The sequence below is a fragment of the Vibrio sp. 10N.222.55.C7 genome (assembly GCF_041473335.1).
GTDB lineage: Bacteria > Pseudomonadota > Gammaproteobacteria > Enterobacterales > Vibrionaceae > Vibrio > Vibrio crassostreae_C.
In genome coordinates this window covers 61,964-87,628 of the sequence record NZ_JBFRSC010000007.1, presented here as the reverse complement: position 1 = coordinate 87,628, position 25,665 = coordinate 61,964, and the positions used below count along the sequence as shown (strand labels likewise).

Here is a 25,665-nt window from a genome sequence, read left to right as displayed (position 1 = left end):
TAATAGTGCTCGCTAATGATAATAGCGCTAAAGGCTATAGCACTAAAAGTTATAGCGCTAATGGCTCGTGCTTTTTCACCAAACCGAAATCCGCCAATATCGCGTAGGCCGCTGGGATCATAAACAATACTAATAAGGTCGAGGCAAATATGCCGAATACGATCGAAATAACCAGTGGCTGGATAACCTGAGCCTGTAAGCTGGTTTCCGTCAACAGCGGTAGCAAACCTGCCGCAGTCGTCATTGAGGTCAAGAATACCGCTCGGAAACGCTCGCGACTGGCTTTCACCACCGAGTCATGCACGCTATCTCCCTCATCGACATGGTGACGAATGTACTGCACCAACAAGATGGAATCATTAACCACAATACCGGCAAGCGACACAAAGCCCATCATGCTTGGCATACTCAAAGAATGGCCAAGTATCCAGTGACCAACGACCACCCCAATAAAAGCGAGTGGAATCGCTAACATCACGACCACAGGCTCTAAGTAGCTTCGGAATTGATAACTAAGAATCGCAAACACGCCGAATAAGCCGAGCAAGAACCCTTTGCCCATCGAAGCCCCCGTCTTGGCTGCATCCTTGGCCTCCCCTTCGAAATCAAAGCGTAAACCCGGGTACTTCTGAATAAGTTTGGCGGCTTCATCTTTTTGGAACTGAGCCAGAATCGCGGATGAACTCGCTTTCTTATTATCAATATCACCAAAGATACTGATGGTTCTCAGCCCATCAATACGTTGAATTCGCACGTAGTTACGTTGGAAATCTAATGTCGCCAAGGTTGCTAGCGGGATCTGACTGCCATCTGCGGTAATGATTGGGAAGTTAGCTAGCTGCTGTATGTCGCCCGCTTGCTCCTTATCAAGGCGTACTTCAATCGAGATATTTTCAACGCCGATTTGAATCTCATCCGCCGTTTGCCCAAAGAAAGCCGCTCGTAACTGAGACGCAATCATCTGCCCATTCACATTGTAGGTTTCGGCTCCAGGGCGCAGCTTAACCAAAATCTCTTCTTTACCCATACGCATGTCATCCAGCACGCCGTGCACGCCATCAAACTGATTAAGGTATTCCTGAATATCCAAAGAAGCCGATTTCAATGCGCTCAGGTCATCATGCTTAGCACGAATCTCAATCGCACGGCCGCCCGGTCCCATGGTCGGTTGCTTGAAAACTAACGAGATAGGATCAGCCAAGTCACCGATGTCTTCTCGCCATGCATCAATAAAGTCATCAATAACCGTGTTACGGCTCTCAGCTCCGCGTAAGTCTAAGCGCACGGTAGCTAAGTGCGGACCAGATTCGTTGGCATCTGCGTTGGCATTAAATTGGCTAGTAATGTGCTCAACCAAGGTGTTGCCTTCTTCGACCTCTTCGCTCCACTGCGCATTTAAACGCTCGGCTGATGCAACAATCTTATCGACCACTATCTCGGTTTGAGACAGTGACGCCCCCGGCGGAAGAATGATACGCGCCTCGGCAATATCGCCATCCAACTCAGGGAACGGTTGGAATTTGACAACACCACCAGCAATCAAGGCGACCGAAAGTAACAACAGCGTAATCACTCCGCCCATAAAGGCGTAGCGGAAGGTCACGACTTTCTCAACCATGTTCATCAAAGTGGTATTACGGAAGTTCTCAAACTTCTCAAGCAACACCACTTTAAAGCGCAACGCTGGCTTATCATTTTTTTCTTTATGTAATGAATGAGATAAGTGATTAGGTAGAATCAGGAAGGCTTCAATCAAGCTCAACGACAGCACCAAAATCAATACTTGAGGAACGGCCTTAAGCACCGCGCCCATCTCGCCATCAAGAAACAGTAAGCTACCGAAAATACACACCGTGGTTAAGAAAGAAGACAGTACTCCGGGAAGCACTTTCTTAACGCCGTTGTACACCGCATCATCGACGCTTTGTCCCCTATCTAAGTGGGAGGCTATCGATTCGGCGATCACGATGGCGTCATCCATCATAATACCGATTGCCATTAACAACCCGACCAGCGACATAATGTTGATCGACAAACCAAGGTTGGCCATTAAGAACAAGCCACCAAGGAAGGCCACTGGCAACCCTGCCGCCACCCAAAATGAATAACGTAAGCTGAAGAACAGCCACATGGTGGCGAACACCAGCACAATACCTTGCCAGCCATTGCTCACCATCATGGTTAGACGATCCCAAAGTACAGATGAGAGATCGTTGGTCATTTGTAGTGTCACGCCATCAGGAGCAATCGCGCTTTGATCTTCAACGAATCGTGTTACGTTCTCTTTGATTCTCAGCGCATCGTCTTCTTTGTTCTTACTGATCTTAAGCAGCGCTGAAGGCTTGCCATCAAATAGCACCTTTTGCTCATCAAGCTCAAAGCGGTCGGTTATTTTGGCTATGTCTCTCAAACGAATCACCGAGCCATTAGGCGCAGATCCAACCACGATGCTTTCCAGCTCAACAGGCGTAACTCGTCTCTCGTCGAAACGAATCAGAAAGTTTTTGTCTGGTGTTTCAACGTTACCACTCGGCAGTTTTACATTCTGTCGACCAATTTGATCCGCGATATCACCGACACTCAAACCCAACTGACGAATAGCTTGGGTATCCAGTTCCACTCGATATTGATGATCCGAGAAGCCGCTAACCTCGACCAAAGATACATCGTAATCAAGCTTCATGGTGCGCTTAAGATCTTCCGCGTAGGCCTTAAGTTCTGGCCACGACGTTTCGGCTGTTATAGCGATATCGACAACTGGTTCATTCCAATCTAGCTCTTGAACAACAGGCGATTCAATCTCAGTTGGGAAATCATTGATCGAGTTGATCTGGGTTTGCACATCCACCAGCATTCGGCCGATGTCCGCTTTTTCATTTAACTTAAGAATTAAACGGGCGCTGCCTTCGATCGCCTCACACTGAGTTTCTTCAATGTTGGCTAAACCATCTACCGCGTCTTCCATTCGCACACATAGGCTCTCTTCCACTTCTTGTGGAGAAGCGCCGGGATAAACGATGGCTGCCATAATGTAAGGCGGATCATAAGCGGGGAAGGTTTCACGTTTGATGGTTGATAATGAGCTTATACCCATGATCAACAATCCAAGCATCAACAAGTTGGCTGCTGTTGGGTGCCTAGAGAAGAACTTGATCATGACGCACTCTCCTGAGTATCCGATTCAAGCTCAGCCTCTTCAGAGTTCGACTCTTTCAATAACATGCCCTCGATAGCTGGCAGGACATCATTTAGAACCAACTTGTCTCCGGTTTGTAGCTCGCCACTCACAACCACTTGATTGTCTCTGCGATAAAGCACTTCAACATTCACCACTTGCAAACGCTGATTGTCATCCATCAAGTAAACCTTATCACCATGCAGTGCTCGCTCCGGCACAACCCAACTCAGATTCGCTACACCTTCAATCTCGGCTTTTACAAACATACCATTAACCAACGGCGTTGCGCTGTCTGGCTGCAGTTGTGAATAGTCTTGAGCGATCTCGAGAATAATCCCCGCCGTCGCTTGGTTTTCATCAACCGTTTCGCTGATTCTTGCTACCTTCGCAGGCCAGCTAAGATTCAGGTTACCGCTGTTAAGTTGGATGCTTGCTTTGATTGGCGCTTCATAAGGATTAGGAATTCCTGCGGTATCGCGAGGGAACTGCTTAAAACTGGAGGCTAAAGTTTGTATATCGTGAATAGAAAGTTGCGCCTCCACTTCCATGACATCAATCCCGTGAGCAATAAACATCTCTTGCTGAAGGTTAACCACTTGATTTTGCTCGATATAAACTTGAGCAACTCGCATCGCTCTTGGTAAAGTGACGGTAGTCTTATCGAGAGAGCGTTGCGCCTCTTTGACTTTAGATACATTGACCTTAATCACCGCTTGCGCAACACGTTTTTCGTCTGGCATTAATGCGATTTGGTTCGCGATATCTAATACCAACTTCTGTTGAGATAGCGCACTTTGTTTTTGTAGATCGACATCCGATTGAGAGGTGAGCCCTTTCTTACGCAGATCCTGTTTACGTTGTAACTCTTTATTACTGATCACTAAGCGATTCTTTTCGATCTTAAGAGTCTGATTAAGGTTGTCTTCTTCTTGATTCAATTTCGCTAATGAGGTTTGGCTTGATTTTAGATCCGCCTCTGCTTGTATCAGTTTCAATTCGTAATCCAATGGATCAACCTTGAGCACGACCGTTCCTGCAGGGATCACCTGGCCTTTTTCAAGATCTGGATGTCGATACACGATCTGTCCTGTCACCTCTGCAATCGCTTTCCATTCAACTTTAGGCACCACTTTGCCAAAGCCGACCGCTAACGGCGCTATCAGTTGTTGTTCTAGGCTCACAGTATCAACTAAGCGAGCCCTATCACCCGCAGGTTTGGTTGGAAGATCCGGCTTCAAGTTAATCGCGGCGACAAGGCCAATCACACCAACCGCAAGTGCTGGAAAGAAGAGTAGTTTTCTATTTATTTTCATTATCTTTGGTCCTGCACGGAAGAAGGGCTCGGTGCGTTAATAAAGCCTTCAGTCATCAATTGAATGTTGTGTTCGATTAAACGATTAAGAAATTCTTCATTAATCTCAATCCCATGAATTGCCAATAAAGGCGGCGGAGCGATGAAAGGAAACACCATCAAGCTTACATACGAAACACGGCACAATTTTGGATCCATGTTCTGTTTTAAGATGCCTTGTTCAACCAGCTTTTCAAAAATGACATCTTGGGCTGGCTTTGCAACATCGAGGAAAACCTTTTCGAGCAACTCTCTTTGCACTTCAGAGGGAGGCATATTCATCACTTGGGCTATCAAGCGAGGAAACTTCGGCACCTTGACCATCTCTTTGTAGTAAGTCCTCATTAAATCAAGAAAGTTCTCATGACTGCTTTCTTCAACCAACCTCTGCATCTGCAATTGCATCGGTCGTAGCGTTTCACGCAGCATCGCTTCAAACAGCCCGGCCTTACTACCAAAGTAATAGCGGATCATCGCAATATTGACACCCGCACGCTCAGCAATCAGGCGCGTCGAGACCTTGTCGTATGCTTGAACGACAAACAGATCACGAGCATGCTCAATCAATAACTGTCGAACATCTAAGTTTTTTTGAGGTCGCCCCGCTTTACGCGCTGCCATCACTGAGACCTATCCCTATAATTAATCACACGATTAATTATAGGGATAAATCGACATGGTTGTAGAAGATTAATTACTCACTATTTAATCAAATGATTAATTAATTTAGCCACCCTTTTAATTTTATTGGTGAATCGTTCCATCAAAAAGATTTACTACAAAGTTTTAACCTACACATCAGCCAAACGATAAACTAACCGCCCAGTACAAAACACTCAATCAGCTGATAACACCAGCAAACAACACGCAAGCAGCACAAACCAAAAAAAAACACCGCCAAAGCACGCTGATATTGGATTTTCTTGTTTGACGCTCAGAATAAATTGCGGTAAATATGGTGTTAACAGTTTATTTACGGATATTTGTGTAATGATTTTTTCTTCTTCTCGACTGCTGAAACTTCTCCTTATCGTGAACCAATCGCGCGGGTAAGTTGTGGGTCAAGAACTACACAAATATTAAAACCCGCGCTGAGCGGGTTTTTTTGTAACTGGCACTTTTAAAAGAACATCATTCTTAATAATAATTTGGATAGCAATCGATTCATTATCGATATAAGGAAGCACCCATGAACGATCAAGTGATAATTTTTGACACGACCTTACGTGATGGCGAGCAAGCGTTGGCTGCAAGCTTAACGGTAAAAGAGAAATTACAGATCGCTTATGCACTTGAACGACTGGGTGTAGATGTTATTGAAGCGGGCTTTCCGGTGTCATCACCAGGCGACTTTGAGTCAGTACAAACCATCGCAAAAAATATTAGAGACAGCCGAATCTGTGCACTTTCTCGTGCTGTAGCGAAGGATATCGATGCCGCTGCAGAAGCGTTAAAAGTCGCTGAGCAGTTCCGTATTCACACCTTCATTTCTACATCAACGGTTCACGTGCAAGATAAATTACGCCGTAGCTACGACGATGTTGTCGATATGGCAGTAAAAGCGGTAAAGCATGCGCGCAACTACACAGACGATGTTGAGTTCTCTTGTGAAGATGCAGGTCGTACGCCTATCGATAACCTATGTCGTATGGTTGAAGCGGCAATCAACGCGGGCGCGAAAACCATCAACATTCCAGACACAGTGGGCTACACAGTACCTAACGAGTTTGGTGGCATTATCAAAACGCTATTTGATCGCGTTCCAAACATCGACCAAGCAATCATCTCTGTTCACTGTCACGATGACTTGGGTATGTCGGTTGCTAACTCAATTGCTGCGGTACAAGCCGGTGCTCGTCAAGTTGAAGGTACTATTAACGGTATCGGTGAGCGTGCGGGCAACTGTTCTTTAGAAGAAATCGCAATGATCATCAAAACTCGCCAAGAGTTACTAGGTGTTCATACTGGTTTGGATCATCAAGAGATTCACCGTACCAGTAAGTTGGTTAGCCAGCTTTGCCACATGCCAATTCAAGACAACAAAGCAATCGTCGGTGCTAACGCATTCAGCCACTCTTCAGGTATCCACCAAGACGGCATGCTTAAGAACAAGAACACTTACGAGATCATGACTCCTGAGTCTATTGGCTTGAAAAACAAAGCATTGAACCTAACCAGCCGCAGTGGTCGTGCAGCCGTTAAGAGCCACATGGACGCAATGGGCTACAAAGACAATGAGTACAACCTAGATTCATTGTACGAAGACTTTTTGAAACTGGCTGACCGTAAAGGCCAAGTATTCGATTACGACCTAGAAGCACTAATGCACTTCGCAAATCTACGTGACGAAGATGACTTCTATAAACTTAACTACCTAAGCGTACAATCTGGTAGTGTTATGTCTACCACCAGCATCAAGCTGCAATGTGGTGATGAAGAGAAATGCGAAGCGGCTGTCGGTAACGGCCCGGTTGATGCTTTATACCAATGTATCTACCGCTTAACGGGTTACGAAATTGCATTGGATAAATTCGACCTTACCGCGAAAGGTGAAGGCGAAGATGGCTTAGGCCAAGCTGATATTATTGCTAACTATAAAGGCCGTAAGTACCACGGTACGGGCGTTTCAACGGATATCGTTGAGGCCTCTGGTCAGGCGCTACTGCACGTTATTAATAGCATTCAACGCGCAGACACCATTGCTGAAATGAAACAGCAAAGAATCGCAACAGTTTAAACACCCAATAACAGAGCCCTAGAGCCGATGTTATTGGCTTTAGGGACAAAATTTAAAACGAGCGAAAGAGCTCAGTAACAAGAATTAAAGGATTAACATGACTGATAAATCATACAAGATTGCCGTACTACCTGGTGATGGCATTGGCCCAGAAGTAATGCAGCAAGCACACAAAGTGCTAGACGCGATTGAAAAGAAGCATGCGATTAGCTTTTCTCGTGAAGAGTATGATGTTGGTGGTATCGCAATTGATAACCACGGCTGTCCACTTCCAGAAGCGACAGTAACAGGCTGTGAAGAATCTGACGCAGTACTATTTGGCTCGGTTGGCGGCCCTAAGTGGGAACACCTTCCACCAAACGATCAACCAGAGCGTGGTGCCCTACTTCCTCTACGTAAACACTTCCAACTGTTCTGTAACCTACGTCCAGCTCAAATCCATAAAGGTCTAGAGTCTTTCTCTCCTTTACGTGCTGACATCTCAGGTAACGGTTTCGACATCGTGGTAGTCCGTGAGCTAACAGGCGGTATCTACTTCGGCCAACCTAAAGGCCGTGAAGGCGAAGGCGCAACGGAAAAAGCTTTTGATACCGAGGTTTACCACCGCTACGAAATCGAACGTATTGCAAAGATTGCTTTTGAATCTGCACGCCTACGTAACAAAAATGTTTACTCAATCGATAAAGCGAACGTTCTACAGAGCTCTATCCTATGGCGTGAAGTCGTTGAAGAGATCGCAAAAGATTACCCAGATGTAACGCTAAACCACATGTACATCGACAACGCGACCATGCAGCTAATCAAAGACCCATCTCAGTTTGACGTAATGCTATGTTCAAACATCTTTGGTGACATCATCTCTGATGAGTGCGCAATGATCACTGGCTCTATGGGTATGCTTCCTTCTGCAAGTTTAAATGAAAGCAACTTCGGCCTATACGAACCAGCAGGTGGCAGCGCACCAGATATCGCAGGTAAGAACATCGCAAACCCAGTCGCGCAAATCCTTTCTGCAGCCCTAATGCTTCGTTACAGCCTAGGCGAAGAAGCGGCAGCACAAGACATCGAAGCAGCGGTTTCTAAAGCACTTTCTGCAGGCGAGCTAACGGCAGACCTTGCTGGCAAAAACCAAGCGCTGACTACCTCTGAAATGGGTGACAAGATCGCTGAGTACATCTTAGCTTCATAAGCTAAAGGCTCCGATTAGAAGCAAGTACATAAGAATAATATCAAGCCAAGTCAGCGTAAACCGCATGACTTGGCTCGAAACAAACACTGGGACTGATGCTCCCAAGGAAGAAAAGCTATGTCGACAAACCAGCACGCAAAAACCTTATACGAAAAAGTTTATGACGCTCACGTTGCGGTTGCAGCGAAGGGCGAAACACCAATTCTTTATATCGATCGTCACTTAGTTCACGAAGTAACGTCACCTCAAGCATTTGATGGCTTGCGTGAGAAAGGCCGCAAAGTTCGCCAAGTTGGCAAGACTTTCGCGACCATGGATCACAACGTATCGACACAAACTAAAGACATCAACGCTTCTGGTGAGATGGCTCGTATCCAAATGGAAACGCTATCGAAGAACTGTGAAGAGTTTGGTGTCACGCTTTACGATCTAAACCACAAATACCAAGGTATTGTGCACGTAATGGGTCCTGAGCTAGGTATTACGCTACCGGGCATGACCATCGTATGTGGTGACTCGCACACGGCTACACACGGTGCATTTGGTTCACTAGCATTTGGTATCGGTACTTCAGAAGTGGAACACGTTCTAGCTACGCAAACGCTAAAACAAGCTCGCGCTAAAACCATGAAGATCGAAGTAAAAGGCAAGGTTACTCCTGGCATCACTGCAAAAGACATCGTGCTAGCGATCATCGGTAAAACAACGGCTGCTGGCGGTACTGGCTACGTAGTTGAATTCTGTGGTGAGGCAATTACCGACCTTACGATGGAAGGTCGTATGACAGTATGTAACATGGCAATCGAGCTTGGCGCTAAAGCAGGCTTAATCGCTCCAGATGCAACGACATACGAGTACATCAAAGGTCGTAAGTTCTCTCCAGAAGGCGAAGACCTAGAAGCAGCAATCGAATACTGGGATACGTTAAAAACCGATGCTGATGCAGAATTCGATGCAGTTGTTACATTAGAAGCGGCAGACATCAAACCACAAGTCACTTGGGGTACCAACCCAGGTCAGGTTATCTCAGTAGACACACCAATCCCTGCACCAGAAAGCTTCGCAGACCCTGTAGAAAAAGCATCAGCTGAAAAAGCGCTGGCTTACATGGGTCTTGAAGCCGGTAAATCTCTATCTGATTACAACGTAGATAAAGTGTTCGTGGGTTCTTGTACTAACTCTCGTATCGAAGACATGCGTGCAGCAGCAGCAGTAGCGAAAGGTCGCCAAGTTGCAAAACATGTGCAAGCGCTTATCGTTCCGGGTTCAGAGCAAGTTAAAGCACAAGCTGAGGCTGAAGGCCTAGATAAGATCTTCATCGAAGCAGGCTTTGAATGGCGTTTACCGGGTTGCTCTATGTGTCTTGCGATGAACAACGACCGTCTAGGTCCACAAGAGCGCTGTGCTTCTACATCAAACCGTAACTTTGAAGGTCGCCAAGGCCGTGATGGTCGTACGCACCTAGTTAGCCCAGCAATGGCAGCCGCAGCGGCTATCGCTGGTCACTTTGTCGATATTCGTGAACTTTAATTAGAGGATTTAACATGTCAGGTTTTCAACAACACACCGGATTAGTCGTTCCTCTAGATACGGCCAACATCGATACTGATGCGATCATTCCAAAGCAGTTTCTACAGAAAGTAAACCGCATCGGTTTTGGTAAGCACTTGTTCCACGATTGGCGCTTCCTAGACGATGCAGGCCAACAGCCAAACCCTGATTTTGTAATGAACGAAGCTCGCTACCAAGGCGCTTCAATTCTTTTAGCTCGTGAAAACTTCGGTTGTGGTTCATCTCGTGAACACGCACCGTGGGCGCTTGCCGATTACGGTATCCAAGTAATGATCGCACCAAGCTTTGCCGACATTTTCTACGGTAACTCGATCAACAACCAAATGGTGCCAGTTCGATTGACTGAGCAAGAAGTGGATGAGCTATTCCAATTCGTTGAAGCGAATGAAGGTGCAGAAATTACGGTTGATCTAGAAGCAATGAAAGTCAGCGCGAACGGCAAAGAGTACTCGTTTGAAATTGATGAGTTCCGTCGTCACTGCTTACTGAATGGTTTAGATAATATCGGCCTTACACTTCAACATGCCGATAAGATCTCAGAGTTTGAAGCTAAGATTCCTAGCTTCCTAAAATAATGAGACGTTTCTGAATAAATCTAAAGGTTGGCCAAGTGCCAACCTTTTTTATTTGGCTAAGCTTTTAACTTAACTTCATATGTTTATTTAAATGAAGAGCAATGAAAGAAAATGGTAAGCCTTAAGGTCTTAGTAGTCAGTCATCAGGAGAATGCCATGAAACAACTACTTTTTATTGTCAGCCTACTTTTCTCAACCTTAGCTTGGTCTGCGCCTAAATCCGATCTTTGGCCATACTGGAAGCAAAGCGACGAAACCAACCTAGAACAGGTATCTCATCAAGATTGGCAGCAATTCCTCGATAGCTACTTGGTTAAACAGGGGCAAAATACGTTAGTTAGCTATAAAGCGGTGAACACTGCCGATAAGACCAAACTTAAGCAATACATCAAGCAACTCGAACAGGTGAATCCGCTCAACTATTCAAAAGCGGAGCAGTATGCCTACTGGGTTAATCTATATAACGCCGTGACTGTCGATTTGATTCTTGATGCCTACCCGATCAAATCCATAACTAAACTTGGCGGACTATTTAGTTTCGGTCCGTGGGGAGATGATGTGGTAGTCGTTAATGGGAAATCACTGACACTCAATGACATTGAACACCGAATCCTAAGACCAATTTGGCAAGATCCTCGCACGCATTATGCAGTGAACTGTGCCAGCCTAGGTTGCCCTAACTTACAACCTGACGCTTTTACCTCTAAAAATACTGAAGCCTTGCTAGAGCAAGCTGCAACTGAGTTTGTAAGCAGTGACAAAGGCGTGATGGTTACAAACAATAAGCTTCAACTATCATCGATTTACGAATGGTTTGCTGTGGATTTTGGTACGAAGAAACAGCTTATTCAGCACTTAGAACAATATCGAATTGAAGCAGTAACCAATACTCAAAACATCAGTTATGAATACGATTGGTCGCTCAACCAAGCAAACTAGCTCTAAGGCTAAAGTTGATCACTAAAGTAAAAAAGAGGCGAGAGGTTTTTATTAACCTCTAGCCTCTTCTCAATTCTTTGACCGTATTTCTACAATTAAAAGCTTGAGCTCGGTTGCTGCAAGAACTCAATCTCTTCGGGAGTCGAAGCTCGCCCTAACACCTCATTACGGTGCGGATAGCGACCAAATCGCTCAATGATAACCTTGTGCTTAAACTCAAAGTCCAGATTATGCTCTAATCCCGTTTGAGAAAAGAGTTCCACGGCTTGTTCATGGACTAACAAAGATTCACTGTGCATATAAGGCATATACAGGAAGCTTTTCTGTTGCTCGTTAAGCTGGTGATCAAAACCACCCGCTACCGCCTCTTGGGCTAGAGCCAACGCCATCGGATCAGCAGAAAATGCTGTCGGACTTTTTCTACCAATATTTCGAGAAAACTGATCAAGTACGATAATCTCAGCCAATCGTCCTTGCGCAGTTTGGCGCCACTCAAATAGCTCGCCTTGAATGGCTGCTTTATGCAATTCAGAAAATCGAGACTCTATCAAAGTGTCAATCTCGGCGCCGCCAGTAAACCAATCTTTAGGCGTCAACTCATCGAACCAAAACTCTAGAACATCCTGATACGTTACCGTCATATAATTCCCTTTAATAAAAAACCGAGTAACTTTGTTATTACTCGGTTTAGTGTTCAATTACTTAAAACCTTTTACTTTCTTTATCAGGTCATAAGCATTCTGAATTTCTTGCGATTTCTCTTTCGCAACATTCATCATCTCAGGCGGTAAGCCCTTCGCCATCAGTTTATCTGGGTGATGTTCATTCATCAGCTTGCGGTAGGCTTTCTTCACCTCTTTACCGTCAGCACTTTCACTCACACCAAGAACCTTATATGCGTCGCCAAGTTGGTTCTGTTGCGAAGCCTGTTGCCAACCTGATGATTGCCCATGACCCTGATGGCCACCAAAGCTTCCACCTTGCTGTTGGAAACGGAACGCAGCTTCTTGCATCTGCAAGCGGCGTTCTAGTTGTGCTGCCGAAAACCCAAGCCCTTGCGCTATTTTATGCAGAACTTGACGTTCACTCGGGTGCAAACTTCCATCCGCAAATGCGGCAGATACCTGAAGCTCTAGAAAGAACTGCAGAAGATCAAAACGACCACCCGATGAGATTTTAACTCGCTCAAGTACGTCGTTCAGAGGGAAGTCGCTCTCTTTGCCGTCACGGAATGCATCTTGCGCTGCTTTACGCTGTTCGCCATGCAGGTTCATACGCTCCATCATGGTAAAAGCGAGTTGAATCTCTTCTGGCGTTACCTGCCCTTTCGCTTTAGCAACGTGCCCCATAACCGCAAAAGCGGATTTAAAAAACTCGTTCTGTCTTTCTGCTTGGCTTGGACCTCGACCAAAACCAGAGCTATTGAAGCCTGATTGGTTCAATCCGCGAGCTTTATCGAATTGGTGTCCTAAAAACAGACCAAAAACTAAACCGAGTGGCCCTCCAAATAAAAAGCCAAAAAACGCGCCCAAAATTTTGCCAAATATTTGCATTATGTGTTCTCTATCTATGAATTTTATCTGAGTAATGCTGTCTGATGATGCTGAATGCTATTATTTCCTTTATCATAAGGAAAATGCTTTATTAATTGGATTGATACTAGATCAACCCTTCATCTAGTGACACAGGATAGTTCAACTTCATGCAATCTTTTTCCCGCACCTTGTTAGCCGCGTCTATAAGTACGGCGTTATACGTGTCGACAACTCAAGCTGAAACAATCACCGATAGTAGTGTGCAGGAAATGCCCTCTATAGATCAATGCTTGATCGAGCCCGCTGCAGAAAACGAGACACAGCTACCCGCTCATGTTGAGTCAGATCGCTTAGAAGCTATCAATGGTGACAAGGCAATATACTCAGGTGACGTAGTCGTTACGCAAGGGAACAAGACCATCCTTGCAGATAACGTAACCCTGCACCAACAAGAAAATATCGTTGTAGCTGAAGGCAACGTAAACTTTAGTGATGGTCAAATCAAATCTATCTCAGACAGAGCGACCAATAATCTGACTACAGATGAAATGACGCTTGAGAACACCGATTACGAATTCCTTTGCGAGCCCGGTCGCGGAGATGCTGTTTATATAGCAAAAACAGGTAAAGCGGTTTATGAGATTGAAGATGGCTCGATTACGTCTTGCCCAATTGGCGACAATGCTTGGCGTCTAAGAGCATCGAGCATCAGTGTCGACCAAGACGAAGAACAAGCCACTTTTTATAATCCACGTTTTGAAATCCAAAGTGTTCCTGTCTTTTACTTACCTTACTTAACGGTACCGGTGGGTGATACACGTAAAACCGGTTTCTTGTACCCAACAGTTTCATACGGTTCAAGCGATGGTTTTGAAGCTGAAATCCCAGTTTATTGGAACTTAGCACCAAACTACGACTTAGAAACCACCTTCAAGTACATGCAAGAGCGTGGCACTCAACTCAACAGTAAATTCAGATATTTGAGCGACTTTGGTTCAGGTAGCATCAAATCAGAATACCTACCTGATGATAAAAAGTTCGAAGAGAAAGGTGACCGCTGGGGTGCACAACTCCAGCACTCAGGTATATTCCAACAGTCTTGGTTATTCGAAGTCGACTACTCAAAAGTGAGTGATATTGATTACTTTACTGACGTTAGCTCAAGCAGCATAGGTAACCGTGAAGATGGCCAGCTATTACAGGAAGGGCAGGCAACTTACCGTTCTCAAAACTGGGATGCGTCTGTACTTGTACGAGATTTCCAAGTTCTTACTACGAGCAACAACCTACCTTACCGTCTGATGCCTCAGCTTGAATACAATTACTACGCTCCTGAGGTAATGGAGTATTTAGACTTCGATATGATCAGTCATGTTTCACTCTTTGATACCGACGCTTCAGGTAAACCTTCTGCGACTCGTGTCCATGTTGAGCCTGGCATCACCATCCCTGTAGGCAATACTTGGGGGACTTGGACAACAGAAGCTCGACTACTTGGTACATACTACCAACAGGATCTGAATGACATTGATAGTGAGTATGAAGATTTAGAGGAATCAGTAACACGTGTAATACCTGAGTTTAGAAGCCACGCAGGTATCGTTCTTGAACGTGATACAAAAATTGTAGGTAATTACACTCAAACACTCGAACCTCAAGTTCAGTACCTTTACGTACCAGAAGAAGATCAAAGCGATATTGGTCTTTATGATACTACGCTGTTACAAACCGACTATTATGGCTTATTTAGAAGTCGTAAATACAGTGGCGTAGACCGCGTTGCTGCGGCAAATCAAATCAGCTATGGCGCCTCGTCTCGTTTCTTTGATGATGAATATAAAGAACGTCTCAATATTTCTTTTGGCCAAATTTTTTATATCGACAAAGATACAAAACAGACTTTAGACAACGACGACTCTGATAAGAAAACTAATTATTCGTCTTGGGCTATCGAAATGGACTTCAACTATGATGACTACCTGTTCTACCATGGTGGTGTGCAATACGACATCGATACCACTGCGATGCAACTTGCCAACAGCACATTAGAATATCGCTTCGCAGGCGGTTACATACAGACCAACTATCGCTATGTAACAGAAGAGTACATAAATGAAACTGTTGATTTTGACGTATCAGGAATAACTAGAGATGGTATCTCACAAGCGGGTTTACTTGGTGCCTACCAAATTTCACCGAAATGGAGCACAAGTGCTCAATATTTCTATGACTTAACCACACAAGAGGATCTAGAGTGGTTAGCTCGACTAAATTATAAATCGGACTGTTGGTACATCGGCTTTACCTATAGCAACCGTTTGACGAACAACATTAGTGATCCAAGTATCACTCCTGAATATGAAAACAACTTTAGTGTGAACTTCGGTATTATCGGCTTTGGTACCAACATTGGTTCTGACTCAGGAGCCGTTGGGGATAGCAGCTCTGACAACTCTCTAAGCTATGGTCGCCCATTCTTCTTAAACAACTAATTTTCTTTATTGATAAAACGTCAGTAAATTTAAAGGATTACACATGACATTGTGGAAACGCACATTAATTGCTATTGCAGCGACTTGTACTTTATCAACAAGCTTTGCAGCACCGGTTGAGCTAGACAGCGTAAAAGTTATCGTTAACGAAGGCGTTATCTTACAAAGCGACATCGATGCTTCGATGAAGACACTGCGTGCCAACGCAAAAAAAAGCGGTCAAACACTGCCATCGCAAGATGTGCTCAATGAGCAAGTACTAGAAAAACTGATCATCGATACTATTCAAACTCAAGAAGCAGAACGTATCGGTGTTCGTATTGATGATGCTCGACTTGATCAAGCAATTGAAGGTATCGCTAAAGACAACAACCAAACGGTAGAACAACTTACCGCATCGGTTGCTGAAGAAGGCCTTAGCTACAATGCATTTCGAGAGCAAGTAAGAAAAGAGATTGCAGCAAGTGAAGCTCGTAACGCCTTAGTTCGTCGCCGTATCAATATTCTTCCTGCGGAAGTTGATAACCTAGCAGATATCTTAGCGCAAGAGACTAACGCGACCGTTCAATATAAAATTGGCCACATTCAACTGCGCTTTAATGATGACCAAACCAAAGAAGAGTTAGAAGCTCAAGCTACTGAACTGGTTGAAGAACTGAACTCAGACAAAGATTTCAGCACCATGGCATATACTTACTCTAAGGGTCCTAAAGCGCTGCAAGGTGGTGATTGGGGTTGGATGCGTAAAGAAGAGATGCCAACCATTTTTGCTGACCAGATCAAAATGCAAAATAAAGGCAGCATCATCGGTCCTTTCCGTAGCGGTGTAGGTTTCCACATTCTAAAAATTGAAGATGTGAAAGGCTTAGAAACCGTAGCAGTAACGGAAGTGAATGCTCGTCATATCTTGATTAAGCCAACCGTAATCTTGAGTGACGATGGCGCGAAAGAACAACTTGAAGAGATCACGCGCCGCGTAAACACAGGTGAAGCGAGCTTTGGCGACCTTGCACAGCAATACAGCCAAGATCCAGGTTCTGCAGTACAAGATGGTGAGCTAGGCTACCAAACACCAGATTTGTATGTACCAGAATTCAAACACCAAGTAGAAACGCTACCAGAAGGCAAAATCAGTGCGCCATTCAAAACCGTACACGGTTGGCACATTGTTGAAGTACTAGACCGTCGCGAAGTCGACCGTACCGATTCAGCTTTGAAAAACAAAGCTTACCAAATTCTATTTAACCGTAAATTCAACGAAGAAGCTGGTGCTTGGCTACAAGAAGTAAGAGCAAGTGCCTTTGTTGAGATGGTTGAGGACGACCAAGATGGCAACAACTAAACGTATTGTCATAACCGCAGGTGAACCAGCAGGGATAGGCCCAGATTTAACTTTGGCTCTATCTCAAGAAAGTTGGCCTCATCAACTCGTGGTTTGTGCTGATAAAACACTGCTATCCGAGCGAGCTAAAATTCTTGGTATCGAAGTCGATCTGCTAGATTATGACGCAAACGCAACTAAGCAACCGCAACGCGCTGGCACACTGGTAGTGAAACACGTTCCACTTGCTGAAGCGGCAGTTGCAGGTCAACTCAATGAGGCTAATGGTCATTACGTATTAAATACTTTAGAAACCGCAGCAATTGGCTGTATGAATGATGAATTTGATGCTATTGTCACCGGCCCCGTTCACAAGGGTGTAATTAACCGAGCTGGCGTTGCTTTTAGCGGCCATACCGAGTTCTTTGCAGAGAAGTCCAATACACCACTGGTGGTGATGATGTTGGCAACTGAAGGGCTGCGTGTTGCGCTAGTCACAACGCACATCCCACTAGCTTATGTATCTCAAGCAGTGACCGAAGACAGATTAGAGCAAATTATTGCTATTCTGAATAAAGATTTGGTTGAGAAGTTTGCTATTGAGAAACCAACTATCTACGTATGTGGCTTGAATCCACATGCTGGTGAAGATGGTTGTTTAGGGCGTGAAGAGATTGAAACCATCACCCCGACGCTAGAAAAAATTCGCCAAGAAGATGGCATCAATTTAGTTGGCCCATTGCCAGCAGACACCATCTTTAATGAAAAATATTTGCAAGATGCAGATGCTGTTTTAGGTATGTATCACGACCAAGTACTCCCGGTATTGAAATACAAAGGGTTTGGTCGCTCAGTGAACATCACGCTTGGCTTACCGTTTATTCGCACATCAGTCGACCACGGTACCGCCTTAGACTTGGCAGGGAAAGGCCAAGCCGATACAGGGAGCTTTAGAACAGCGCTCACGCACGCCATTGAATTAGTAGAGAAAAAGCAATGAGAAATGATGTCCACTTAGGGCACAAAGCGCGTAAACGTTTTGGTCAAAACTTCCTTAACGATCCATACATTATTGATGGCATCGTATCGAGTATTAACCCACTACCAGGTCAAAACTTGGTAGAGATCGGTCCTGGTCTAGGCGCAATTACTGAGCCTGTGGGTAAGCTTGTCGATAAATTTACTGTTATCGAATTGGATAGAGACCTTGCAGAACGTCTTCGTAACCATCCAGATCTTGCGGACAAGCTAACGATCCGTGAAGGCGATGCGATGAAGTTCGATTTCCAAGAACTGGTTAAGCCAAACAATAAGCTACGCATCTTTGGTAACTTGCCATATAACATCTCTACACCATTGATGTTCCACCTTTTTGAATTCCATAAAGACGTGCAAGACATGCACTTTATGCTTCAAAAAGAAGTGGTTAACCGTCTAGCTGCTGGCCCTGGCAGTAAAGCTTACGGTCGTCTTACTGTAATGGCTCAATACTACTGTAAAGTAACGCCTGTGTTAGAAGTTCCACCAACGGCCTTCGTTCCGCCACCGAAAGTAGACTCAGCAGTCGTGCGCCTACAGCCATACGAAGTGCTGCCTTATCCGGCAAAAGATCTGAAATGGCTAGATCGCGTCTGTCGTGAAGGCTTTAACCAACGTCGTAAAACAGTTCGTAACTGCTACAAGAGCTTAATCGATAAGGAAGTGCTTGAAGAGCTAGGTATCAACCCAAGCATGCGTCCTGAGAACTTAACGCTCGAGCAGTTTGTCGACATGGCAAACTGGTTGTACGACAGTCATAACGCTGACAAATAAATAAAAAAGGCTCCTACACTTCGGTTAGGAGCCTTTTTTATGTAATACTTTAATTACATTAAGTATATCAACAACAAAAGGTGCGAATATGGATATATCTACGCCTTGTATCAAATGCCAGGTTCACTCTAAGTACATAGAAGAACAATCTGAGCCAACGAAGAATCGTTATGTCTTCGCCTACATTATTACCATCAAAAATCTAAGTAAAACAACGGTGCAACTTATGTCTCGCCGCTGGTTAATTACCGACTCTAACGGCAAGCAGCTCACCATTGAGGGTGATGGTGTAGTTGGCCAACAACCCGTGATTGAAGCCAACGACGAGTACACCTACACAAGTGGTACGGTCATCGAAACCCCTGTTGGCGTTATGCAAGGTCACTATGTGATGACCGATAACAAGGGCATTGATTTTATTACCGAAGTTGACCCATTCAGACTCGCAATCCCTAATATTCTTAATTAGCCGTACATCCGTATCTACAGGAAATTATTGTGTCGAATTACATTGTCGGAGACATCCAAGGGTGCTTCGACGAACTTCAAGGACTACTTGAAAAAATTAACTTTGATAAACACCAAGATACTTTATGGGTCGCCGGAGACTTAGTTGCTCGAGGCCCTAAATCATTGGAGACGTTACGCTTTATTCGTAACCTTGGTGACGCAGCTAAGGTTGTATTAGGCAACCACGACTTACATCTTCTGGCGGTGTCCTTAGGACTATTTCCAGCGAAACCAAAAGATAAGACTCAAGCGATTCTTGATGCTGAAGATCGTGAACTGCTAATCGAATGGTTAAGACAACAGCCTTTGCTTCAAGAACACCCAGAGTTCGTGATGTGCCATGCGGGTATCTCACCGCAGTGGAATCTAGAAAGAGCACGTGTTGAAAATCGAGAGATCGTATCCTTGTTAAAGTCCGATAAATGGCAATGGCTAATCGAAAACATGTACAGCAACGCGCCTGATTTATGGCATCAGGATTTACATGATATTGAGCGCTATCGCTATGCGATCAATAGCCTGACAAGAATGCGTTTCTGTTTTGAAGATGGCCGTCTCGACATGGCATGTAAGCTACCACCGAATGAGATTACCGATGAACCATTAGTGCCATGGTTTGACCTTCCGCAACGCATAAAGCTCGATAAAACCGTTGTTTTTGGACACTGGGCTGCGCTTGAAGGCTATAACGGAAAAGACGTAATTGGACTTGATACTGGATGCGTCTGGGGAGGTGAATTGACAATTCTTCGCTGGGAAGACAAACAGTTTTTCACTCAGAAAGCGCTATAAAGATACGAGAAACTTGCGCTACCTTGGTAGGGTAACGCAAGCATTTTTCAGAGACTAGCTATTGATAACCACAGTTAACGCTCGAGAATCACAAACTCCATGTTGTGTTTGTTTTTCTCGTCAGCTTGATAGCTCTCGTTAAAGCTCTGCTTCCAACCTTCACCCCAGTCAGGAAATTGTGTATCTCCATCGACGGCGAAATCGATGTAAGTCAGATACAACTTGTCCGCTTTAGGTAAGCAGCTCTCATAAATAGAGCCGCCACCAATGATCATCACCTCTTCAACATCACTGAGTAGCTCTAGAGCCTGTTCAATAGAAGTTACCGTCGTTACACCTTCAATCTTTAAACTCTCATCACGGCTGATTACGACATTCAACCGACCCGGCAAAGGGCGTCCAATAGAATCGTAGGTCTTACGTCCCATCACGACTGGTTTACCCATAGTCGAGCGTTTAAACCATGCAAAATCCGCAGGTAAATGCCAAGGCATCTGATTGTCTTTACCAATTATACGGTTGTTTGCCATTGCCGCTATCATGCTGATGATCATAAATCGAAAGTCCTGTCCCTAAAAAGAAAATTAACGCTAAACGATAGGTCTACGGCGATAGAATAACAGCCCTGGCACAGCTAAGCCAACCGCCAACCCTGCGATAATGAACATCGATTTTAAAAAGTTCTCCATCAACATTGCCAACAACTCAGGCGTGTAGCCTGCCCTGTTAATCTCCACCATCGCAATCATCGCCTTGAAGGCGAACACACCTGGCACCATAGGAATTAGAGCTGCAACCGTAAACACCTTCGGATGTGCTAACAGTTTATGTGACCAATGAACCCCTATCATACCAACCACGGTTGCGGCGAAGAACGTCGCCCATTCGATTGGAATACCAAAGTGCATCATCAGATACCGGCTACCATGACCGATAGAACCACCGAGTGCACAATAAATTAAAGCACGTTGCGGAACGTTAAACACCAATGCAAACCCAACCGCAGGAATAGCGGCGAAAAACATATCGTTGAGCAGACCTAAAAACAGTTCGAAAATACTCATTAGCTTGCCCACCCCCAAACATCTGATAGACTCATCGCCGCGACAATGCCCAAGCTCGTCGCCAGAGTTAATAAGCTGGCCATGGTAAAGCGCGCTAACCCCATATTAATATGGCCTTTAAGCATATCAGCGACGGAGTTAATCAGAGGAAAACCAGGTACTAACATTAATACAGATGAAGCCATCACGATCGTGGGTTGGCCGCCAATATTGTAAAGTACGGCTTGAGCTGAAATGGTCGTGGTAACGAATGCTGTGATAGCAAAGTTTAATAGCGGATTGAAATGGCGGTGCCCAATCTCTTGCCTGACGATCATACCGCAAGCTGAAGCAATAAAAGTCATCATGAAGACTTGCCAGTCTCCGCCCGCAAGGTGGCTAAAAGAGGCGCACGACAACCCTATCATCACAACCACTAACCAACGGTTGTAGCGCTCGGGGCTGATGTTTTGAATCTTTTTATACGCCAAATCATAATCGAGAATTCCCTTCTCCATCATGATGCAAATGCGTTGAATGTCGGTGATAACCTGCATGTTAATGCCACGATCAGCACAACTTCGAGTAGTGGTAATACAGTGATCATCCATTACGGTAGTTACAACAAGCGCATTGGCTGACAGTGCGACTTCAACCTCATTCACCCCACAAGCAATACCGATGCGACGCATGATATCGCCGACCAGTGTGCTCTCTGCCCCGTGCGCCAATAACATTTGTCCTGATTGAGCGACGAGTCTTGAGATCGCTCTTTGCTTTGATGCCATGATTTCCTTCCCATAGGCGTTAATTATCTAAAGATAAATTTTGCATAAAAAACAGTAAGACGTCATGATTTAGATACAAAAAAACCGCAATTTTCATTGCGGTTTAATAAAACTATCAGTGTACTTGTAAGAAGCGACCGATGCGTTATGAGAAACTAAGAGGATTAGTCACGAACATAGATAACATGGCCGTCATCCTCTTCGTCATCCCAATCGTCCCAATCGTCGTCATCTTCAGTAACGACATTCTTACCGCTCATCGCATCTTTATGGTAGTCATCCCACATAAAGTCTACTTTTTCTTCTTCTTCAACTTCTACAACTTCACGAGGTAGGTTTTCCATAAACTCACCTAGTTTGAAGCAAAGATCTTTGGTGCCGATTTTATTCACAGCAGAGATCTTGAAGTACTCGCCTTCCCAGCCCAAAGCATCGATGATTTCTTGAATCTTTTCGTCTGCTTCGTCTTCTGGCATTAGGTCAACTTTATTGAACACTAACCAGCGAGGTTTTTGTGAAACTTTTTCACTGTATTGCTCAAGCTCATCGATGATCGTTAGTGCATTCTGAATAGGATCAGATTGATCGATCGGCATAATGTCGATCATATGCAGAAGAACACGACAACGCTCAAGGTGCTTAAGGAATCGGATACCAAGGCCAGCGCCATCAGCTGCGCCTTCGATTAGTCCTGGGATATCGGCAACAACGAAGCTCTTTTCAGGGACAACACTTACCACACCCAAGCTTGGGATCAAAGTAGTGAACGGGTAATCAGCCACTTTTGGTTTCGCAGCAGATACTGAACGAATAAAAGTAGATTTACCTGCGTTTGGTAGGCCAAGCATACCAACGTCAGCTAATAGAAGAAGCTCTAAACGCAGTTCACGAACTTCGCCTTTAGTACCCATTGTCTTTTGACGAGGAGCGCGGTTAACAGACGATTTAAAACGCGTGTTACCAAGACCGTGCCAACCACCTTTACCAACCATTACTTTCTTGCCGTGTTCAGCAACTTCAGCAACGATTTCGTTGGTGTGGATATCAACTGCACGCGTACCAACTGGTACTTTCAGCGTAATGTCTTTACCACGTTTACCAGTACAGTTACCGCCGCGACCATTCTCGCCACGCTCTGCATTGTAAAAACGTTGGAAACGGTAATCGATCAGTGTGTTTAAGTTCTCATCCGCTTGGATGTAAACATCACCGCCGTCACCACCGTCGCCGCCATCAGGACCACCTTTAGCGACGAATTTTTCGCGCCAAAAGCTAACTGTACCATTACCGCCATCACCGGCTTCTATTTTTACTACCGCTTCATCAACGAATTTCATTTTTTAACTCCGCACTTACGTTGCGTTACCACTCATCAAGGAGTGATATAAATTCTAGCAGATCCGTGTTTAGATCGATCACCTAAGATCTAGGCCGACCTGCAACCAAGGAACAAATAAGGAGAGGTTCTTTGCTTCTTATTTCTTAAAAACTAATCTGTTTATCAAAAAATAAAACGGCTTCTCAAAACCAAAACAAGAGCGTCTGCTTTTTTATTCTTGCTATAAATAAAAAACCCTGCCGAATCGGCAGGGCTTTTGAATTCAGCTTGAAAGCTAATAAAATAATCTAGTTAAAGATTAAATTACTCAGCTTCGATGCTTACAAACTTACGGTTTTTAGGACCTTTAACAGCAAATTTCACTTTACCTTCAGTAAGAGCGAAAAGAGTGTGGTCTTTACCGATGCCAACGTTTGTGCCAGCGTGGAACTTAGTACCACGTTGACGAACGATGATGTTACCTGCAAGAACAGATTCACCACCAAAACGCTTAACACCAAGACGTTTGCTTTCTGAATCGCGGCCGTTATTAGTAGAACCGCCAGCTTTTTTATGTGCCATTGTTAAACTCTCCTAATACTTAAGCGTTAATGCCAGTGATTTTCACTTCAGTGAACCACTGACGGTGACCAGCTTGCTTACGCGAGTGCTTACGACGACGGAACTTAACGATTTTTACTTTATCGCCACGACCGTGTTGTACTACTTCTGCAGTAACCTTGCCACCTTCAACAAGAGGTGCACCAACAGCGATTTCTTCGCCGTTAGCAACAAGAAGAACTTTATCAAATTCAACAGTTGCACCAGTTTCAACGTCTAATTTCTCTAAACGAAGTGTTTGACCTTCGCTTACTCGGTGTTGTTTGCCACCAGATTGGAAAACAGCGTACATATTTTACTCCGCTTTTTCCGCACAGCCTATGGTTGTTAATTGTACAACTCGGGTGTGCGCTAAACTAATCAATAGGGCGCAGATTCTACGGGAATCATGGCGCTATGACAAGCCATATTTTTAAAAAATTGGCGAAAACCTGTTCGCCAAAGAAAAGTGCGGCAATCATGCCCTTTAGCGATGTATTAATCAACGTTTTTTAGTGTATTATTCAACAATTAAATACAACGTATAAGCCTTACAGGGTCTAACTTCAGCCGGATGAACAATGGATTTTAAAGCTATCCAAACGCTTACTGCCAATGATATGGCAAAAGTGAATGAAACAATTCAAGCCCAACTTAATTCTGACGTAAGTTTAATCAACCAGCTTGGTTTTTATATCGTTAGCGGTGGTGGCAAACGCCTACGCCCTTTGCTTGCTCTTTTATCTGCTCGCGCACTTGGTTATCAAGGTGAAGCTCATATCACCTCTGCAGCCTTTATCGAGTTTATTCACACCGCAACCCTGCTTCACGACGATGTTGTCGATGAATCAGACATGAGACGCGGTAAAGCGACGGCCAATGCCGCTTTTGGTAATGCCGCTAGCGTTTTGGTGGGTGACTTTATCTACACACGCTCATTCCAAATGATGACAACGCTAGGATCTTTAAAGATCCTTGAGCTAATGAGTGAAGCGGTAAACGTGATTGCCGAGGGTGAAGTTCAACAATTAATGAACTGCAATAACCCAGACACCACAGAAGAAAGCTACATGCAGGTGATCTACTCTAAGACTGCTCGTTTGTTCGAAGCTGCGACCCAAATCGGTGCGATTCTTACTGAGTCATCACCAGAGATCGAAACAGCAATGCAGAACTATGGTAAATACCTAGGCACCGCTTTCCAACTGATTGACGATGTGATGGATTACACTGCAGATGGTAAAGAGATGGGTAAAAACGTTGGTGACGATCTAGCCGAAGGCAAACCAACACTGCCTCTACTTTACGCAATGCATAATGGCTCTCCTGAACAAGCAAGCATGATTCGTGAAGCGATTGAGAAAGCGAACGGCATGGAACGTCTTGACGATATTATGGCTGTAATGAAAGAGACAGGCTCTTTAGAGTACACAACAAATAAAGCCTACGAAGAGGCCGATAAAGCCATCGCTGAGCTTTCTGTACTTCCTGACTCAGAATATAAGCAAGCGCTAACCACGCTCGCACACTTAGCTGTTAAACGCAGTAAGTAAGCAGGTTAATAGACAACTCGCTTCTAGCTTCTATATAAATAACAAAAAGAGCCTCAGGGCTCTTTTTTTTGGTTTTCAACAAATATTTGTAGGTGAGCCAAATTCAATATCGACTGGCTTCTAATGATAACGGCAGTTGTGCTTCAATCTCTTCAAGCTCTTCCATTGGCACCGCGTACTGCTCATGCCCGTTGTAAGTCTCTACTAGCGCGTACTGCTCTTGCTCATCAATTACCAATACTTTTCCTAAGTGCCCCAAATATTCGACATTCATACCCTTCTGAACAGTAGCCATAACATTTACCTTCACATTAATTGTAAAGCTAAATACGAGTAGCTTGAACTTCAGGATCAAAAAAG

General features: G+C 44.6%; 24 protein-coding genes. 12 read left to right on the top strand and 12 right to left on the bottom strand.

What is annotated here, in order from left to right:
* Positions 1–49: 49 nt before the first annotated feature.
* The 3 genes from AB4482_RS01930 to AB4482_RS01920 are packed head-to-tail and all read right to left on the bottom strand — an operon-like array spanning position 50 to position 5,150.
* Positions 50–3,157, bottom strand: a complete 3,108-nt coding sequence (locus AB4482_RS01930; protein ID WP_372180468.1) for an efflux RND transporter permease subunit — start codon at positions 3,155–3,157, stop codon at positions 50–52.
* Positions 3,154–4,491 (bottom strand): efflux RND transporter periplasmic adaptor subunit, encoded by a 1,338-nt coding sequence (locus tag AB4482_RS01925; protein ID WP_372180467.1) that lies wholly within the window; start codon positions 4,489–4,491, stop codon positions 3,154–3,156. The genes AB4482_RS01930 and AB4482_RS01925 overlap by 4 nt, the downstream gene beginning before the upstream one ends.
* Complete coding sequence (locus tag AB4482_RS01920) at positions 4,491–5,150, bottom strand: TetR/AcrR family transcriptional regulator (protein WP_372112564.1); 660 nt, start codon at positions 5,148–5,150, stop codon at positions 4,491–4,493. The genes AB4482_RS01925 and AB4482_RS01920 overlap by 1 nt, the downstream gene beginning before the upstream one ends.
* 568 nt (positions 5,151–5,718) lie before the next feature.
* Between AB4482_RS01920 and leuA the strand changes: the two genes are divergently transcribed.
* The 5 genes from leuA to AB4482_RS01895 all read left to right on the top strand — a co-directional run bounded on the left by leuA (position 5,719) and on the right by AB4482_RS01895 (position 11,541).
* Positions 5,719–7,266: a 2-isopropylmalate synthase gene (gene leuA / locus AB4482_RS01915; protein ID WP_372180465.1), complete on the top strand. Its 1,548-nt coding sequence runs from the start codon at positions 5,719–5,721 to the stop codon at positions 7,264–7,266.
* 97 nt (positions 7,267–7,363) lie between these two features.
* Positions 7,364–8,455: a 3-isopropylmalate dehydrogenase gene (leuB, locus tag AB4482_RS01910; RefSeq protein WP_017061390.1), complete on the top strand. Its 1,092-nt coding sequence runs from the start codon at positions 7,364–7,366 to the stop codon at positions 8,453–8,455.
* Between the two features lie 117 nt (positions 8,456–8,572).
* The gene (gene leuC / locus AB4482_RS01905) at positions 8,573–9,985 is read left to right on the top strand and encodes a 3-isopropylmalate dehydratase large subunit (RefSeq protein ID WP_017062936.1); all 1,413 of its coding nucleotides are present in this window, start codon (positions 8,573–8,575) and stop codon (positions 9,983–9,985) included.
* 14 nt (positions 9,986–9,999) lie between these two features.
* Positions 10,000–10,602 carry a 3-isopropylmalate dehydratase small subunit gene (gene leuD, locus AB4482_RS01900; protein WP_017062937.1) on the top strand — a complete coding sequence of 201 codons (603 nt, stop codon included), beginning with the start codon at positions 10,000–10,002 and terminating at the stop codon, positions 10,600–10,602.
* Between the two features lie 156 nt (positions 10,603–10,758).
* A complete protein-coding gene (locus tag AB4482_RS01895; RefSeq protein ID WP_017061387.1) occupies positions 10,759–11,541 on the top strand; it encodes a DUF547 domain-containing protein in 783 nt (260 codons plus the stop codon).
* A 95-nt stretch (positions 11,542–11,636) separates the two neighbouring features.
* On the opposite strand, the gene AB4482_RS01890 is transcribed toward AB4482_RS01895, so the two are convergent.
* Complete coding sequence (locus tag AB4482_RS01890) at positions 11,637–12,182, bottom strand: DUF924 family protein (protein WP_017066942.1); 546 nt, start codon at positions 12,180–12,182, stop codon at positions 11,637–11,639.
* A 57-nt stretch (positions 12,183–12,239) separates the two neighbouring features.
* Positions 12,240–13,094, bottom strand: a complete 855-nt coding sequence (gene djlA / locus AB4482_RS01885) for a co-chaperone DjlA (protein ID WP_372180463.1) — start codon at positions 13,092–13,094, stop codon at positions 12,240–12,242.
* A 149-nt stretch (positions 13,095–13,243) separates the two neighbouring features.
* Here djlA and lptD point away from each other — a divergent pair, with 149 nt between their 5' ends.
* The 6 genes from lptD (at position 13,244) to AB4482_RS01855 (ending at position 20,003) form a co-directional block, all read left to right on the top strand.
* Positions 13,244–15,568 carry an LPS assembly protein LptD gene (gene lptD / locus AB4482_RS01880; RefSeq protein WP_372180462.1) on the top strand — a complete coding sequence of 775 codons (2,325 nt, stop codon included), beginning with the start codon at positions 13,244–13,246 and terminating at the stop codon, positions 15,566–15,568.
* A gap of 43 nt (positions 15,569–15,611) precedes the next feature.
* Complete coding sequence (gene surA / locus AB4482_RS01875) at positions 15,612–16,910, top strand: peptidylprolyl isomerase SurA (protein WP_372180460.1); 1,299 nt, start codon at positions 15,612–15,614, stop codon at positions 16,908–16,910.
* Entirely contained in the window at positions 16,897–17,889 is a 993-nt protein-coding gene (gene pdxA / locus AB4482_RS01870; protein ID WP_372137824.1) for a 4-hydroxythreonine-4-phosphate dehydrogenase PdxA, read from the top strand. Before surA ends, pdxA begins: the two co-directional genes overlap by 14 nt.
* Complete coding sequence (gene rsmA, locus AB4482_RS01865) at positions 17,886–18,701, top strand: 16S rRNA (adenine(1518)-N(6)/adenine(1519)-N(6))-dimethyltransferase RsmA (protein ID WP_017062942.1); 816 nt, start codon at positions 17,886–17,888, stop codon at positions 18,699–18,701. The genes pdxA and rsmA overlap by 4 nt, the downstream gene beginning before the upstream one ends.
* An 88-nt stretch (positions 18,702–18,789) precedes the next feature.
* Positions 18,790–19,170: a Co2+/Mg2+ efflux protein ApaG gene (apaG, locus tag AB4482_RS01860; RefSeq protein ID WP_004735899.1), complete on the top strand. Its 381-nt coding sequence runs from the start codon at positions 18,790–18,792 to the stop codon at positions 19,168–19,170.
* 29 nt (positions 19,171–19,199) lie between these two features.
* Positions 19,200–20,003: a symmetrical bis(5'-nucleosyl)-tetraphosphatase gene (locus AB4482_RS01855; protein WP_017062943.1), complete on the top strand. Its 804-nt coding sequence runs from the start codon at positions 19,200–19,202 to the stop codon at positions 20,001–20,003.
* Between the two features lie 74 nt (positions 20,004–20,077).
* On the opposite strand, the gene folA is transcribed toward AB4482_RS01855, so the two are convergent.
* The 6 genes from folA to rplU all read right to left on the bottom strand — a co-directional run bounded on the left by folA (position 20,078) and on the right by rplU (position 24,065).
* Positions 20,078–20,557 carry a type 3 dihydrofolate reductase gene (gene folA, locus AB4482_RS01850; protein WP_017062944.1) on the bottom strand — a complete coding sequence of 160 codons (480 nt, stop codon included), beginning with the start codon at positions 20,555–20,557 and terminating at the stop codon, positions 20,078–20,080.
* A 36-nt stretch (positions 20,558–20,593) separates the two neighbouring features.
* A complete protein-coding gene (locus AB4482_RS01845) occupies positions 20,594–21,067 on the bottom strand; it encodes a threonine/serine exporter family protein (protein ID WP_017062945.1) in 474 nt (157 codons plus the stop codon).
* Positions 21,067–21,834 (bottom strand): threonine/serine exporter ThrE family protein, encoded by a 768-nt coding sequence (locus tag AB4482_RS01840; protein ID WP_017061378.1) that lies wholly within the window; start codon positions 21,832–21,834, stop codon positions 21,067–21,069. The genes AB4482_RS01845 and AB4482_RS01840 overlap by 1 nt, the downstream gene beginning before the upstream one ends.
* Before the next feature lie 164 nt (positions 21,835–21,998).
* On the bottom strand, positions 21,999–23,171 hold the full coding sequence (cgtA, locus tag AB4482_RS01835; RefSeq protein ID WP_017061377.1) for an Obg family GTPase CgtA: 1,173 nt from the start codon (positions 23,169–23,171) through the stop codon (positions 21,999–22,001).
* Between the two features lie 305 nt (positions 23,172–23,476).
* Complete coding sequence (rpmA, locus tag AB4482_RS01830; protein WP_004735905.1) at positions 23,477–23,734, bottom strand: 50S ribosomal protein L27; 258 nt, start codon at positions 23,732–23,734, stop codon at positions 23,477–23,479.
* 19 nt (positions 23,735–23,753) lie between these two features.
* The gene (gene rplU / locus AB4482_RS01825; protein WP_004740823.1) at positions 23,754–24,065 is read right to left on the bottom strand and encodes a 50S ribosomal protein L21; all 312 of its coding nucleotides are present in this window, start codon (positions 24,063–24,065) and stop codon (positions 23,754–23,756) included.
* Between the two features lie 268 nt (positions 24,066–24,333).
* Between rplU and ispB the strand changes: the two genes are divergently transcribed.
* Positions 24,334–25,305 carry an octaprenyl diphosphate synthase gene (ispB, locus tag AB4482_RS01820; RefSeq protein ID WP_017061376.1) on the top strand — a complete coding sequence of 324 codons (972 nt, stop codon included), beginning with the start codon at positions 24,334–24,336 and terminating at the stop codon, positions 25,303–25,305.
* A 103-nt stretch (positions 25,306–25,408) separates the two neighbouring features.
* Here ispB and AB4482_RS01815 read toward each other — a convergent pair whose 3' ends face one another.
* The gene (locus AB4482_RS01815) at positions 25,409–25,600 is read right to left on the bottom strand and encodes a hypothetical protein (protein ID WP_017061375.1); all 192 of its coding nucleotides are present in this window, start codon (positions 25,598–25,600) and stop codon (positions 25,409–25,411) included.
* Positions 25,601–25,665 lie beyond the last annotated feature (65 nt).

Coding starts and splice junctions, on each gene's coding strand:
- AB4482_RS01920 (WP_372112564.1), bottom strand. CDS start 5,150: ATGGCAGCGCGTAAAGCGGGGCGACCTCAAAAAAACTTAGATGTTCGA.
- surA (WP_372180460.1), top strand. CDS start 15,612: ATGACATTGTGGAAACGCACATTAATTGCTATTGCAGCGACTTGTACT.
- rsmA (WP_017062942.1), top strand. CDS start 17,886: ATGAGAAATGATGTCCACTTAGGGCACAAAGCGCGTAAACGTTTTGGT.
- AB4482_RS01845 (WP_017062945.1), bottom strand. CDS start 21,067: ATGAGTATTTTCGAACTGTTTTTAGGTCTGCTCAACGATATGTTTTTC.
- leuC (WP_017062936.1), top strand. CDS start 8,573: ATGTCGACAAACCAGCACGCAAAAACCTTATACGAAAAAGTTTATGAC.
- leuA (WP_372180465.1), top strand. CDS start 5,719: ATGAACGATCAAGTGATAATTTTTGACACGACCTTACGTGATGGCGAG.
- folA (WP_017062944.1), bottom strand. CDS start 20,557: ATGATCATCAGCATGATAGCGGCAATGGCAAACAACCGTATAATTGGT.
- leuB (WP_017061390.1), top strand. CDS start 7,364: ATGACTGATAAATCATACAAGATTGCCGTACTACCTGGTGATGGCATT.
- ispB (WP_017061376.1), top strand. CDS start 24,334: ATGGATTTTAAAGCTATCCAAACGCTTACTGCCAATGATATGGCAAAA.
- rplU (WP_004740823.1), bottom strand. CDS start 24,065: ATGTACGCTGTTTTCCAATCTGGTGGCAAACAACACCGAGTAAGCGAA.
- AB4482_RS01930 (WP_372180468.1), bottom strand. CDS start 3,157: ATGATCAAGTTCTTCTCTAGGCACCCAACAGCAGCCAACTTGTTGATG.
- cgtA (WP_017061377.1), bottom strand. CDS start 23,171: ATGAAATTCGTTGATGAAGCGGTAGTAAAAATAGAAGCCGGTGATGGC.
- leuD (WP_017062937.1), top strand. CDS start 10,000: ATGTCAGGTTTTCAACAACACACCGGATTAGTCGTTCCTCTAGATACG.
- lptD (WP_372180462.1), top strand. CDS start 13,244: ATGCAATCTTTTTCCCGCACCTTGTTAGCCGCGTCTATAAGTACGGCG.
- AB4482_RS01925 (WP_372180467.1), bottom strand. CDS start 4,491: ATGAAAATAAATAGAAAACTACTCTTCTTTCCAGCACTTGCGGTTGGT.
- AB4482_RS01840 (WP_017061378.1), bottom strand. CDS start 21,834: ATGGCATCAAAGCAAAGAGCGATCTCAAGACTCGTCGCTCAATCAGGA.
- AB4482_RS01815 (WP_017061375.1), bottom strand. CDS start 25,600: ATGGCTACTGTTCAGAAGGGTATGAATGTCGAATATTTGGGGCACTTA.
- AB4482_RS01890 (WP_017066942.1), bottom strand. CDS start 12,182: ATGACGGTAACGTATCAGGATGTTCTAGAGTTTTGGTTCGATGAGTTG.
- pdxA (WP_372137824.1), top strand. CDS start 16,897: ATGGCAACAACTAAACGTATTGTCATAACCGCAGGTGAACCAGCAGGG.
- AB4482_RS01895 (WP_017061387.1), top strand. CDS start 10,759: ATGAAACAACTACTTTTTATTGTCAGCCTACTTTTCTCAACCTTAGCT.
- djlA (WP_372180463.1), bottom strand. CDS start 13,094: ATGCAAATATTTGGCAAAATTTTGGGCGCGTTTTTTGGCTTTTTATTT.
- apaG (WP_004735899.1), top strand. CDS start 18,790: ATGGATATATCTACGCCTTGTATCAAATGCCAGGTTCACTCTAAGTAC.
- rpmA (WP_004735905.1), bottom strand. CDS start 23,734: ATGGCACATAAAAAAGCTGGCGGTTCTACTAATAACGGCCGCGATTCA.